This window comes from Aquicoccus porphyridii, assembly GCF_008369105.1.
GTDB lineage: Bacteria > Pseudomonadota > Alphaproteobacteria > Rhodobacterales > Rhodobacteraceae > Aquicoccus > Aquicoccus porphyridii.
Map to the genome: position 1 here is coordinate 62,032 of NZ_VINQ01000016.1, position 13,045 is coordinate 75,076.

Below are 13,045 nucleotides of genomic sequence, written 5' to 3' on the forward strand. Positions count from 1 at the left end.
ATCCGCCTGCAAGGCCCCTAGCCGAGCGTGACCGGTTGCACCCACCAGCCGGGATGGGCGGCGCGAATCACCTCTGCGGCGGCGGTGGCTTCGGCGCCCGTGTCGTAGAGCGCGAACACCGTCGCGCCCGAGCCGGACATCCGCGCCATATGCGCCCCCGCCGTGTGGCGCAGCGCGTCGAGCGCGGTGCCGACACGCGGCGCCAGCGCCCGCGCCGGGGCTTCGAGATCGTTGCGCATGGTCATCAGCCACCGTGCCATCGCGCGCGGGCTGTGAAAACGCGGCAAGGCGTCGGGCATCGGCGGGTTGTCGTGGCACTCAAGCCCGGCAAAGACCCGCGCGGTGGGCAGTTCGACACCGGGATTGACCAGTAGCGCGGGCAGCGCCGGGGCATTGTCACAGGGGCTGAGTCGCTCACCCACGCCGCGCATCCGCACCGCGCGCCCGTAAAGGCAGATCGGCACATCCGCGCCCAGCCGCTCGGTATCGTCGGGCAACGGTTGTCCGGTCAACCCGGCCAGCGCCCGCAACACCGCCGCCGCATCCGACGACCCGCCACCGATGCCCGCCGCCGCGGGCAGATGTTTTTCCAGCGTGATCGCCGCGTTTACCCCAATATACGCCGCCGCCCTGAGCGCGAGGTTGCGCCCGTCCACCGGCACGCCCGCCGCCATCGGCCCGGTGACCGTGAGCGCGGGCGTATCGGCCAGCGCAACACCGAGCCGATCACCCAGATCGGCGAACATCACCAGGCTGTCGAGCAGGTGATAACCATCCGCGCGCCGCCCGGTCACATGCAGCGTAAGGTTGATCTTGGCCGGTGCGAACGCCTCGGCGACGCGCTCAGTCGCCATTAGCCACGCGCAGGGGGTCCGAGCCTTCTTCCTCGAGCACCCGGTCCAGCCCGACTTCGAGCTTGCGGCGGATGCGGTCGGGCTTGGCATCTTCGGCGGCATCACCGTAATTGACGAAAGAAAGTGCGCGCCGCCACTGGAATTCCGCCTCGCGATAGCGGCCCACCGCCCAATAGACATCGCCCAGGTGGTCATTCACGATGGGATCGACCGGCATCAACTCGGTCGCGCGCTCCATATGGCCCACCGCCTCGTCATAGCGGCCAAGGCGATAGAGCACCCAGCCGAGACTGTCGACGATATAGCCCGAATCGGGCCGCGCGGCGACGGCCTCTTCGATCATGGCCAATGCCTCGTCGAGATTCTCGCGCCGTTCGACCAGCGAATAACCCAGATAGTTGAGCACCTCGGGCCGCCCCGGGTTGAGATCCAGCGCCTTGCGGAAATCGGCCTCGGCCGCGGGCCAGTCCCTGATGCGCTCGTGACAGATGCCGCGCGCGTAATACAGGAACCACTGGTTCTCGTCCTCTTCTTCAAATCCCGACAGCGCGCGATCATAGGCCGCCGCCGCCTCTTCATAGCGGTCGAGCGTGCGCATCAGGTCGCCCAGCGCGCTGTGCACCGCCGGCAAATCGCCGTGGGTTTCGGTTAGCCGGGTCAGCACCTCGATCGCGGCGTCGGATTTTCCCGCGCGGCGCAGCGTGTCGGCCCGGCCCAGTTCGGCGGCGTGAAACGCGCTGTGGTCCCGCGACACCTTGCGGTAGGTGGCGGCGGCCAGTTCATATTGCTCAAGGCTTTCGAGGATTTCGGCGGTCAGGAGAATCGCATCGACATGATCCGGCCGCAGATATTCGGACAGGCGCACGAACAGGATCGTATCGGCATCGCGGGCCTCGCCCAGCAGCGCACCGGCCACGGCATAAAGCACTTCGGCCATGCCGTCACGCGGGCTGGACACGATATCGAAAGGCAGCGTTTCGCCCGCCGCGAGTGCGTCACGCATCGCCGACAGTTCGGGATCGAGGCTTTGACCAAAGGCCTCGTCGAGAACGGCAATCGCATCGGCATTGCGGTCAAGCTGGCTGAGCACCTGCGTCCGCGCCATCACCCCGCGCCGGGTCTGCATGGCCGAGCCGGGCCCGCTTTGGCCAAGGATGTCTTCGGCGCTTTCCAGATCGCCCACCAACGCCAGCGCCAGCGCCTTGTGATAAAGCGCGAAACTGCGCTGGCCGCGATCCTCGGCGACCTCGTCAAAGGCGGCGACCGCGTCGGCCATCGCGCCCTTGCCCAATTGCGCCCAGCCGCCGACCAACCCGTCAACCAGCGGGCCAATCCCGCGCTCGTCGGCGATCCGCGCGAGAATGTCGTCATAGCGGTTGTTCCGCGCCTCGTCGGCCAGAAGCACCATGTGCGAAAGCTGGCTGCGCAACTCCTGTTCTTCCATCGCGCGCGCCACCGGCAGGGCGCGGTCGATCCGGCCCAGCGACAGGTTGGCCAGCACGACCGATTCCATCAGCGACGGATTGCCCGGGTCGCGCGTCAGCGCCTGCGTATAGTAGCGCGCCGCATTCTCGAAATCGCCCAGGTATCGCGCCTGGCGTCCGGCAAGATAGGCCCCCGCCAACCCCTCGGCCACGGCCGGTGCCGCGGCGAGTTGCATGACAAGCGCCAGCGTGGCTGCCCATTTCGATACGGTCATTGATCGCCCTGCCCTTTTAGCCCCTGGAATTGCCGCAACAGACTAACCGACCTTGTGGCAAACGCAATGCGGCGCACCCGCGCCGGGACAAAAGCCGCGGTAAATTTCCGGTGGGGTCGACCCGAGCAGACGAAACGGGGCCGCGCGGACCCCGTTCGACGGTGATCGAGGTCACATGTTGGGATAGTTCGGCCCGTCACCGCCCTGCGGTGTGACCCAGTTGATGTTCTGGCTGGGGTCCTTGATGTCGCAGGTCTTGCAATGCACGCAGTTCTGGAAGTTGATCACGAATTCGGGCTTGCCGTCCTTTTCCACGAATTCATACACCCCTGCCGGGCAATAGCGCGCCGATGGCCCGGCGTATTTCGCCAGATTGACCTCGACCGGCACCTTGTCATCCTTGAGGTGCAGGTGGCAGGGCTGGCTTTCCTCGTGGTTGGTCATCGAGAAGCTGACATTGGTGAGCCGGTCAAAGCTCAGCTTGCCATCGGGTTTGGGATAGTCGATCGGCTTGTGCTTGTCGGCCGTTTCGGTCGCCGCCGCATCGGTCTTGCCATGCTTGAGCGTGCCCAGCAGCGAGAAGCGAAAGATCGTCTGGAACCACATGTCGAACCCGCCGATGGCCAGCCCGCCCAGCGGCCCGAGCTTGCCGTTGAGCGGCGCCACGTTGCGCACGATCTTGAGATCCTTGCCCACCGGCCCGGTGCGCAGCGCGGTGTCATAGGCGTCGAGCGTGTCGCCCGCCCGGCCCGCCTTGATCGCGTCATGCGCGGCCTCGGCGGCCTCGATGCCCGAATGCATGGCGTTGTGGTTGCCCTTGATGCGCGGCAGGTTCACAAGCCCGGCCGAACAGCCGAGCAGCGCACCACCCGGGAACGCCACCTGCGGGATCGACTGGAACCCGCCCTTGGTCACCGCCCGCGCGCCATAGGCCACGCGCTTGCCGCCTTCCAGAAGCTCGGCAATCTTGGGGTGATGCTTGAACCGCTGGAATTCCATGTAGGGGAAAAGATACGGGTTCTTGTAGTTCAGATCGACGATATAGCCGACGTAAACCTGATTGTTGTCAAGGTGATAGACGAAACTTCCGCCCCCGTTGCCAAAGCCCAGCGGCCAACCCATCGTGTGGGTCACTTCGCCTTCGTTGTGTTTCTCGGGGTCCACCTCCCAGATTTCCTTCATGCCGAGACCGAATTTCGGCACGTCGCAATTGGCAGCAAGGTCGTATTTCGCGATCACCTCTTTCGAGAGCGAGCCGCGCACGCCCTCGGACAGGAATACGTATTTGCCATGCAGTTCCATGCCCGGCTCGGTGCCTTCGCCGATGCTGCCATCGGGTTCGAGCCCGAACACACCGGCCACAACCCCCTTGAGCGATCCGTCATCGTTATAGACCAGTTCGGAACAGGCCATGCCGGGAAAGATCTCGACGCCCATCTCCTCGGCCTGTTCGGCCATCCAGCGGCAGACATTGCCCATCGAGACGATGTAATTGCCGTGGTTGTTCATCAGCGGCGGCATCACGAAATTGGGGATGCGAACTTCGCCCGACTCGCCGAGGACATAGAAATTGTCCTCCTTCACGGGCACGTTGAGCGGCGCGCCCTTGTCCTTCCAGTCGGGGATCAGCCGGTCGAGCCCGGACGGGTCAAGCACCGCGCCCGACAGGATATGCGCGCCCACTTCCGAGCCCTTTTCAAGGACAACGACATCCAGATCGGCGTCAAGTTGCTTGAGCCGGATCGCGGCGGAGAGGCCGGCCGGCCCCGCGCCCACGATCACCACGTCATATTCCATCGCTTCGCGTTCGACCTCGGCCATGTACGGCTCCTCTTTTGAGTGGCATAGACACTTCAACGCTGGATACACGGGGGGGCCAAGCCGCGTCAATCGCGACAGGGCGTCACCTGCCCGACAAAGCCGCGCGCAGGTCACAGGATCGGGCCTTGGCCGGTCGCCCCGCCCATCCGCGCATTCCTGCCACCCCGCAGGCGCATCGGCCGGGCCCGTTGCACGCCGAACCGCCGTGACCTATTGCAATCGAAGCGCCTTTAAAGGCAGTGTGATGGGAACGAACGGGGTAGGCGAGAAAATCGCCGCCCCCATTTTACTGTTGGAATGACGATCATGGAAAAAATCCCGATGACGCGCGCTGGGTTCGACGCGTTGCAAACCGAACTGAAAAAGCTCAAGTCCGAGGAGCGCCCGGCCATCATCCGGGCCATCGCCGAGGCACGCGAACACGGTGACTTGAGCGAAAACGCCGAATATCATTCCGCCAAGGAAAAACAGAGCTTCATCGAGGGTCGCATCAAGGAGCTTGAAGGCGTGATCAGCCTTGCCGACGTGATCGACCCCCGGAAACTCTCCGGCCCGATCAAGTTCGGCGCGACGGTCACGCTTGTCGATGAGGATACCGACGAGGAAAAGACCTATCAGATCGTTGGCGAATACGAGGCCAATATCGAAGCCGGCAAGCTCAACATCAAGTCGCCCATTGCCCGCGCCCTGATCGGCAAGGAAGAAGGCGACAGCGTCGAGGTGCGCACGCCGGGTGGCGACCGCAGTTATGAAGTGCTCAGCGTCGCATATGCCTGAACACGCCTGAGAGGGCCCGACCATGGCCGACCCGAATGACAGCCGCCCAACGCCGCTTGGCATCTATGACCGCCCGTCGCGCCCGGTCATCTCCGGGGTCGAGATCATCGCACTGGCCCTTTCGGCACTGTGGCTGATCGGGGCGGCCACGTTCTTTCTCCTGCTCGAGCCGCCCGCGCCCGAAATCGCCGGTCCCGCGACCGGCACCGACCGGCTGCGCTTTGTCATGACGCTGCTGGCCGTGTTCATGCCGGTGGCGATGATCTGGGTCGCGGCGACGGCGGCGCGCGCGTCAAAGGTCATGCGCGAGGAAAGTTATCGGTTACAGGCGGCGATCGACGCGATCCGCCAGGCCTATGTCGCCCAGGCGCAGGGCCGGGGCGGGATGAGCGACGCCTCGGTGCAAAAAAAGCTCGACGAGATCGCGGCGGCGCAGAAAAAGACCGAAACCGCGCTGGCGACATTTCATTCCTCGCGCGAGCAACCGGCCCCCGTTCCGGCCTCGGCAATCGACCCGACCCAGGATCATCAGGCGGCGCTGCCGCTGGGCACGCGGGTCGAGGACATGACGCCGCCGCTCGGGCGTGCCGACCTGATCCGCGCGCTGAACTTTCCCGAAACCGCCGAGGATACCGAAGGTTTCGCGGCGCTGCGCAAGGCGCTCAAGGACCGGCACGCCAAGGAGTTGATCCAGGCCAGCCAGGACGTGTTGACCCTGCTCAGCCAGGACGGGATCTACATGGACGACCTGCGCCCCGACATGGCGCGGCCCGAGATCTGGCGCAAGTTCGCCGCCGGCGAACGCGGCCGGGCGGTGGCGGCGCTGGGTGGGGTGCGCGACCGCTCGTCGCTGGCGCTGGCCGCCGGGCGGATGCGGCAAGATCCGATCTTTCGCGATGCGGCGCATCATTTCCTGCGCAAGTTCGACCAGATGTTCGCCGGTTTCGCCGACGCGGCCAACGATGCAGACATCTCGGACCTGGCCAATACCCGCACCGCCCGGGCCTTCATGCTGCTCGGTCGGGTGGCGGGCACGTTCGACTGAACCCGCGCCCTCAATCGAGCGCGATCACCGCCCGCTCCATCCGCGTGGCCGTGCGGAACCCGAAAAGCCAGCGGAACGGGCCCGTGGTCTGACGGCCCGCAGCGACAAATCCCTTGCGCTCGTAAAGCGCCTGCGCGCGCGGGTTGGTGTCGATGACATCCAGCCGCACCCGGTCGCAGCCAAGGGCGCGGGCATGCTCCGTGATCGCGTCGAGCAATGCGCTGCCCACCCCGCGCCCGCGCGCGGCGCTGTCGACGAATATCCCGTCCATCTGCAACACGCCCGGTTCGACGCCGCGTTCCAAGAGCATGAGAAGCGGGCCGCGCCAAAGCGCACCCAACAGCCCGTAATGCCGAGCCAGATCGCGCGCGCCGCCGTTGGCAAGCGCGCCCGTGGCCGTCTTGAACCCCGCGACCCCCAGCAATTGCCCCTGCGCATCACGCGCCACCAGCGCAAAGCCGGGGTCGAGCACATCCCGGAAAAACGCATGCGCCGTGCCTGTCGGGCGCATCACCGACCCGAGCTTGGCGCCGAATGCCTGCCAGTAAAGCGCGGCCACCTGCGCGCGTTCCGCATCGCCGAACCCGTTCGAAATTTTCATGTCGATCCTTTCTTGCGTCATCGGTCAACCCCCGGCCCACACATCTTCCGCGCCAACGCAAGGTCATCGGCCGTGTTGATGTTGAAGAACGGATCATGCGGCCCGCCATCGAACATCGCCTGCCGCGCGCCATAATCCCTCGCCCAGAGCCTCACCCTGCGCGCGCCACCCGCCAGCGCCGCGCGCAGGTCGTCGCGCAAATCGACCGGCCACAGGCCGAAGGTCGGATGCCACCCATTCGCCGTGGCCGCGATCACCGGGCAGGCGGGCCTGCCCAACCCCGCCGCGAGGCGCGCGACCAGGTCGGGTGGCAAAAACGGCGTATCCCCCGCCACGGTGACCACCGATTGCGCCCCCTGCCCCGCGGCCCAGTCCATCGCCGCCAGAATACCCCCCAACGGGCCGGGGAACCCTGCCACGCTGTCGGCGATCACCGGCAGGGGGTACGCGGCGAACCGCGCCGGATCGCCATTGGCGTTGAGCGCGATACGCCCCACCTGTGGCCGCAGCCGTGCGATCACATGTCCCAGAATCGTGCCCTCACCCAGCGGCAAAAGCGTCTTGTCACCGCCGCCCAGCCGCGTCGCCAACCCACCGGCCAGGATGACACCGGGTATTGAACGGGGCGGGCGGGTCATGCGCGTTCTCTCTGGTGACGGACGGTTTGCATCCCCGGCTCCGAAGGGTTAGGCGGTTGGCAGTCAATCTAGGGCCAAGCCATGCTGCCTGCCACCGATAATTCCGCCTTCTGGTTGGGCGTGCGCAGCGCCGCGCCCTTTATCCTCGTTGTTGTGCCCTTTGCCATGCTGTTTGGCGTCGTGGCCACCGAGGCGGGCTTTACCGTTATGGAAACATTCGTCTTTTCCGCCACGGTCGTGGCCGGGGCGGCGCAGTTCACGGCGCTGCAACTGATGCAGGAGCAGGCACCCACCTTCATCGTCCTGGTCTCGGCGCTGGCGGTCAACCTGAGGCTGGCGATGTATTCCGCCGCGCTGACCCCGCATCTCGGGGCCGCACCGTTCTGGACGCGGGCTTTAGTGGCTTATCTGACCGTCGATCAAAGCTATGCCTGCTCGGTCGCCGCCTATGAGCGCCACCCGGATTGGGATCTGCGCACCAAGCTGATCTTCTTTTTCGGCAGTTGCGCGCCGGTGTTGCCGCTGTGGATGCTCGCCTCGCTGGCCGGGGCGATGATCGGGGAGGCCATTCCGCCCGAATTCGCGCTGGATTTCGCCGTGCCGATCACCTTTCTGGCGATCATCGCGCCGATGCTGCGCACGCTGGCGCATGTCGCCGCGGCCTTTGTCGCGGTCGTCCTCGCACTCAGCTTTGCATGGCTGCCGTTCAACCTCGGGCTTCTGGTCGGCGGTCTGGGCGGCATGATGACCGGCGCGCAAGTCGAGGTGATGCTGGAACGACGCCTGAAACCGGGGGGGCGGCCCTGATGGACTCGACCACGATCTGGATCGTGATTGCCGGGCTGGGGATCGGCAGCTTCGGCCTGCGTTTCCTGTTCCTGGGGGTGATCGGCAACCGGCCGCTGCCACCCTGGATCCTGCGCCACCTTCGGTATACGGCTGTGGCGGTCATTCCGGCGCTGGTCGCGCCGATGGTGCTCTGGCCGGCGGCGACGGGCGGGCAATTCGATGCGCCGCGTATGGCGGCGGCGTTCGTGACGCTGGGGGTCGGGCTCGCCACCAAGAACGTGCTGGCCGCGATCATACTGGGCGCGCTCACGCTTTATGGCGGGCTTTACATCGCCGGGTGAGAGGTCATCCGCCGCAGCCACGGATGTCGACGGCGTGCGATTCGCCCAGGATCGTGAAGCGCAGGCCGGAGCGATCGAGCGCGAAGGGCTGGCCCGTGACATTCATCAATTCGAACGTCGCAACGAGCGTTCCGCCCGCGCGTTCCATACGCGGCTCGGAGACCCAGATCATCGGATCGGCGGTTTCCAGCGCGGCAGTCTCGGAGCGACCGGTGGGCGGCAGGGCAAACCGCGCGGTCAGGATCAGCCCGTCCTCGCTGGGCGCGATGGCACAGTCGTGACGGGTTAGGCCCGCCTTGTCGCCCGGCACCGGCTGATCGGCCAGCGCAGCCACGATCGCGGGCACCGGGCGCGCGTCGGCGCGCGCCGCAAGCGTCGTCCGGTCGAGATCGAGTTCCACAGGGATGCAGACATCCTGACAGATGCCGATGTCGATCCGGCCGGTCAATTGCACCGGCTGCCCGGCGCGGGCGGGCGTGATCGACAGCGGCAGGATGACATGACCCTGGTATCCGATGCTGCGCATGCCGTTCTGGTCGAAAACCTCCGGGCGGGGCCAGCGGATGCCAACCGAGGCGAGGTTGCGCGATCCGGCCCAGTCGAACACCGGCGGGATTCCGGCATCCCCGGGCGCGCGCCAATAGGTTTTCCAACCCGGCGCAAGCCGAATTTCAAGCCCCGCCATGAGCGTGCCATCCGGCATCTGCCAGCCCGGGATGAGGCGCATGGTGACCATGTCGGCATAAGGATTGGCGCGCAGCGGCAGCGCGGCGAGAACGAGGGCACAAAGCAGGGCGGTCAGTTTGATCATGGGCGCAGTGATGCGCCGGGGCGCGGTAAAGAACAACTCACTTTCCGGCGAGAATCGGCGGATGTGGCGCGAATCCCGCGCTTGAACATGGGCGCGCGGAAGCGCATGTATGGCGCATGAGCAAAGCAAGCGGAGTCCAGCCCGATGGCAGATAGAATGCCGGGCGCTGATGCCCCCGAGATGGACCTGACCGGTAAGCTTCTGATCGCGATGCCGGGGATGGGCGACCCGCGATTCGACAAATCCGTGGTGTTTGTCTGCGCCCATTCGCACGAGGGGGCGATGGGGTTGATCGTGAACAAGCCCACCGACGACCTGCGGCTTGCCGCACTGGTCGAGCAGCTCGATATCGGCGATGAAGGATGCGCACGCGACCTGCTTGTTCATTTCGGCGGGCCGGTCGAAAATGGCCGGGGCTTCGTGCTGCATTCGGGCGATTACACCTCGCCGATCTCGACATTGCAGGTCAGTGACGATTTCGCGATGACCGCGACGCTCGACATTCTCGAAGAACTGGCCGCCGGGCGCGGGCCTGCGCGGGCGATCATGGCGCTGGGCTATGCTGGTTGGGGGCCAGCGCAACTTGAAAGCGAGATCCTGGCCAATGGCTGGCTCACCGCCGAAGCCGGGACCGACCTCGTGTTTGACACGGCGGATGCCCGGAAATGGAGTGCCGCGCTGAAAACGCTGGGGGTGGACCCGCTGAGCCTTTCGGCAGCGGCGGGCCGGGCCTGAAGCGGGGTTGATCAGCCGGGGTTGATCAGATTGTGCGCTTCCCGCGCACTTTCATTCAGCAGGTGGAGAGGCGACGCGCCATTGCGAGGGCAGGCCCGGTGGCCAACGTCGCGATTCGAGTATTTTTCCCAAGAAAGAGCAGCGGTTTCAGTCTCGCGGCGCGGCGGCGCGGCGCAGGCGGTCGTTGATCGCACGGCCAAGACCGGTCTCGGGGATGGGCGAGACGGCAATGGGGGCGGTTCCGTCGTCGATCTGGTGCAGCATGGCAAAGAGATTGGCCGCGGCCTCGGTCGGATCGCCCGCGGGGGAGAGGTTGAGATCGGCCCCCGGGACGGTGCCGAAACCCAAAAGCCGTTCGCCGGGGCGTTTCTCATGCGCGTTGAGCCGCACCGGCGCGGCAGGCGCGTAATGCGACGCCAGCTGCCCCGGGGCGGTGATCTCTCCCCCCGAGCGGGCCAGTGGGCGGCCCAGCGCCGCCTCGATCTCTTCGCTGGCAAGGCCCCCGGGGCGCAGCAGGCGGGGGGTGTCGGTCAACCCGATGATGGTGCTTTCGAGGCCCACCGGACAGGGGCCGCCGTCAAGAATGGCCTCGATCCGGCCCGAGAGACCGGCGGCGACATGCGCGGCACTGGTCGGGCTGATCCGGCCCGAAGGATTAGCCGAGGGCGCGGCCACCGGGCCACCGAACCGCGCCAGCAACGCCCGGGCCAGCGGATGGGCGGGCACGCGCAGCGCAAGGCTGGGCAACTCGGCGGTGACGAGCGGCGAAAGCGGGCTGTCGGGCAGGAGCGGCAGCACGAGGGTCAGCGGGCCGGGCCAGAACCGGGAGGCGAGCGTTTCGGCCATGTCGGACCACGCGACGAGCCCGCGGGCGGCATCTGCATCAGCCAGGTGCACGATCAGCGGGTTGAAGCGCGGCCGCCCCTTGGCGGCGAAAATCCGCGCCACCGCCCGGCCATTGCACGCATCGGCCCCGAGCCCGTAAACCGTTTCGGTGGGAAAGGCGACCAACCCGCCCTTGCCCAGAATGGCGGCGGCGCGGTCAAGCCCGTGGTCATCGGCATCAAGGCGAAGGGTGGCGAGATCGGTCATGGCATTGACGCCGCGTTTTGATATGTGAAGGCGCAAGTCTTGCTTTACGCTGGCTTGAGGGTCTGCATACAAGCGCCCGCATCCGAAGCCAAGCCGTCAGTCAGGGAGTTGAGTGATGCCCTATCGTGCGCCAATCGCCGATTATGCCTATATGTTCGACCACGTCGTCGGGTTCTCGCAAGTGGCCGAAACCGAGCGGTTTTCCGAAGCCAGCCCCGACATGGTCACCGCGATCCTGGGCGAGGCCGGGCGCATGTGCGAGGACAAGCTTGCCCCGCTGCAACGCGAGGGCGACCTGAACGGCGCCTACCTGGAAAACGGCGTGGTGCGGACCTCGCCCGGCTTTGCCGAGGGCTATGGCGCGATCCGCGAGGGTGGCTGGCTGGGCATTTCGGCCGATCCCGAATATGGCGGGATGGGCCTGCCGATGGCGATGATGAGCGCCGTCAACGAGATGATGAGCGGCGCCTGCATGGCGCTTCAGCTCAACCCGCTTCTGACGCAGGGACAGATCGAGGCGCTGGAGCACCACGCCAGCGACGAGATCAAGGCGCTTTACCTGCCCAAGCTGATCAGCGGCGAATGGAACGGCACGATGAACCTGACCGAGCCGCAGGCCGGGTCGGACGTGGGCGCGCTGCGCACCCGGGCCGAGGCCAATGGCGACGGCAGCTATGCGATTACCGGGCAGAAGATCTTCATCACCTGGGGCGATGGCGACTTCATGGAGAATGTCTGTCACCTGGTGCTGGCGCGGCTGCCCGACGGGGTGCCGGGGCCCAAGGGGATCAGCCTCTTTCTGGTGCCCAAATACATCCCCGACGACGCGGGCAAGCCGGGCAAGGCCAACGCCCTCAAGGTGGTCAGCCTCGAACACAAGCTCGGGGTGCATGGCAGCCCGACCTGCGTGATGCAGTATGATGGGGCGACCGGCTGGATGGTGGGCCCCGAACATGGCGGCATGGCGGCGATGTTCACGATGATGAACAACGCCCGCCTTGGCGTCGGCATGCAGGGGATCGGCGTAGCCGAGGCCGCCTATCAGCACGCGCTGGCCTATGCGATGGACCGCAAGCAGGGCCGCACGCCGATCGAGGGTGGCAGCGGCGCGATCATCGACCACGCCGATGTGCGCCGGATGCTGGCCACGATGAAGGCCGATATCTTTGCCGCGCGGGCAATCGGGATGGCCTGCGCGGTGGCGATCGACATGGGCAATGCCACCGGCGACAAGGAATGGAAGGCGCGCGGGGCGTTCCTCACGCCGATCGCCAAGGCATTCGGCTCGGAAACCGGCATTCGCGTGGCCGAGACGGGTGTGCAGGTGCATGGCGGCATGGGCTTCATCGAGGAAACCGGTGCGGCACAGTTCTGCCGCGATGTGCGGGTGACCTCGATCTACGAGGGTACAAACGGCATCCAGGCGATGGACCTTGCCGGCCGCAAGCTGATGGACGGGGGCGAGGCCGCCTGTGCGTTGATCGAGGAGATCGCCGAACAGGCCGAGGCCGCGCGCCCGAAACAGCCGCGCATGGCCGGTGCCGTCTGGGACGCGGTCGAGGCGCTGCGCGAGACCACGGACTGGATGGTGTCGCAGGGCGATGTCAACGAACGCTTTGCCGGGGCGGTGCCGTTCCTGATGGGCTGGGCACGGGTGCTGGGCGCGCATTACCACCTGCGCGCCGCCTGCGCCGAAGACGGCGACGGCCCGCGCACACGGCTGGCGCGGTTCTATATCCAGCGGCTCCTGCCCGAATACGCCGCGCAACTGGCCCATGCGACGCAGGGCGCGGGCGATCTTTACGCGCTCACCGACGACGATCTGGGGGTGGCGTGATGGAT

The 13,045-nt window shown here is 66.3% G+C and carries 13 protein-coding genes; 6 read left to right on the top strand and 7 right to left on the bottom strand.

The genetic code is table 11. The features are described from left to right. Window positions 1-17: 17 nt before the first annotated feature. The 3 genes from FLO80_RS17125 to FLO80_RS17135 all read right to left on the bottom strand — a co-directional run bounded on the left by FLO80_RS17125 (window position 18) and on the right by FLO80_RS17135 (window position 4,374). Window positions 18-854: a 4-(cytidine 5'-diphospho)-2-C-methyl-D-erythritol kinase gene (locus FLO80_RS17125; RefSeq protein WP_111367001.1), complete on the bottom strand. Its 837-nt coding sequence runs from the start codon at window positions 852-854 to the stop codon at window positions 18-20. After that, window positions 844-2,553 carry a tetratricopeptide repeat protein gene (locus FLO80_RS17130; protein WP_111366998.1) on the bottom strand — a complete coding sequence of 570 codons (1,710 nt, stop codon included), beginning with the start codon at window positions 2,551-2,553 and terminating at the stop codon, window positions 844-846. The genes FLO80_RS17125 and FLO80_RS17130 overlap by 11 nt, the downstream gene beginning before the upstream one ends. A 171-nt stretch (window positions 2,554-2,724) precedes the next feature. After that, on the bottom strand, window positions 2,725-4,374 hold the full coding sequence (locus FLO80_RS17135; protein WP_111366996.1) for an electron transfer flavoprotein-ubiquinone oxidoreductase: 1,650 nt from the start codon (window positions 4,372-4,374) through the stop codon (window positions 2,725-2,727). Window positions 4,375-4,680: 306 nt separating this feature from the next. On the opposite strand from FLO80_RS17135, the gene greA reads away from it, so the two are divergent. Both greA and FLO80_RS17145 read left to right on the top strand, forming a co-directional pair. Beyond that, window positions 4,681-5,151: a transcription elongation factor GreA gene (gene greA, locus FLO80_RS17140; protein ID WP_111367470.1), complete on the top strand. Its 471-nt coding sequence runs from the start codon at window positions 4,681-4,683 to the stop codon at window positions 5,149-5,151. Window positions 5,152-5,173: 22 nt separating this feature from the next. Continuing rightward, window positions 5,174-6,196, top strand: a complete 1,023-nt coding sequence (locus FLO80_RS17145) for a hypothetical protein (RefSeq protein WP_111366993.1) — start codon at window positions 5,174-5,176, stop codon at window positions 6,194-6,196. 10 nt (window positions 6,197-6,206) lie between these two features. On the opposite strand, the gene FLO80_RS17150 is transcribed toward FLO80_RS17145, so the two are convergent. Beyond that, window positions 6,207-6,797, bottom strand: a complete 591-nt coding sequence (locus FLO80_RS17150; protein WP_223145500.1) for a GNAT family N-acetyltransferase — start codon at window positions 6,795-6,797, stop codon at window positions 6,207-6,209. 17 nt (window positions 6,798-6,814) lie between these two features. After that, window positions 6,815-7,435 (bottom strand): molybdenum cofactor guanylyltransferase MobA, encoded by a 621-nt coding sequence (gene mobA / locus FLO80_RS17155; RefSeq protein WP_111366987.1) that lies wholly within the window; start codon window positions 7,433-7,435, stop codon window positions 6,815-6,817. A gap of 81 nt (window positions 7,436-7,516) precedes the next feature. On the opposite strand from mobA, the gene FLO80_RS17160 reads away from it, so the two are divergent. Both FLO80_RS17160 and FLO80_RS17165 read left to right on the top strand, forming a co-directional pair. Then, complete coding sequence (locus FLO80_RS17160) at window positions 7,517-8,242, top strand: AzlC family ABC transporter permease (RefSeq protein WP_111366984.1); 726 nt, start codon at window positions 7,517-7,519, stop codon at window positions 8,240-8,242. Next, entirely contained in the window at window positions 8,242-8,565 is a 324-nt protein-coding gene (locus tag FLO80_RS17165) for an AzlD domain-containing protein (protein ID WP_111366981.1), read from the top strand. The genes FLO80_RS17160 and FLO80_RS17165 overlap by 1 nt, the downstream gene beginning before the upstream one ends. A 4-nt stretch (window positions 8,566-8,569) precedes the next feature. Here FLO80_RS17165 and FLO80_RS17170 read toward each other — a convergent pair whose 3' ends face one another. Then, window positions 8,570-9,376, bottom strand: a complete 807-nt coding sequence (locus FLO80_RS17170; protein ID WP_111367468.1) for a protein-disulfide reductase DsbD domain-containing protein — start codon at window positions 9,374-9,376, stop codon at window positions 8,570-8,572. Window positions 9,377-9,556: 180 nt separating this feature from the next. Here FLO80_RS17170 and FLO80_RS17175 point away from each other — a divergent pair, with 180 nt between their 5' ends. Beyond that, window positions 9,557-10,111: a YqgE/AlgH family protein gene (locus FLO80_RS17175; protein ID WP_111367466.1), complete on the top strand. Its 555-nt coding sequence runs from the start codon at window positions 9,557-9,559 to the stop codon at window positions 10,109-10,111. Between the two features lie 147 nt (window positions 10,112-10,258). Here the strand turns inward: FLO80_RS17175 and FLO80_RS17180 are convergent, their stop codons facing one another. Beyond that, window positions 10,259-11,203 carry an L-threonylcarbamoyladenylate synthase gene (locus FLO80_RS17180; RefSeq protein ID WP_111366978.1) on the bottom strand — a complete coding sequence of 315 codons (945 nt, stop codon included), beginning with the start codon at window positions 11,201-11,203 and terminating at the stop codon, window positions 10,259-10,261. Between the two features lie 115 nt (window positions 11,204-11,318). On the opposite strand from FLO80_RS17180, the gene FLO80_RS17185 reads away from it, so the two are divergent. Further along, window positions 11,319-13,040: an acyl-CoA dehydrogenase family protein gene (locus FLO80_RS17185; protein WP_111366977.1), complete on the top strand. Its 1,722-nt coding sequence runs from the start codon at window positions 11,319-11,321 to the stop codon at window positions 13,038-13,040. The last annotated feature ends 5 nt before the right edge of the window (window positions 13,041-13,045 follow it).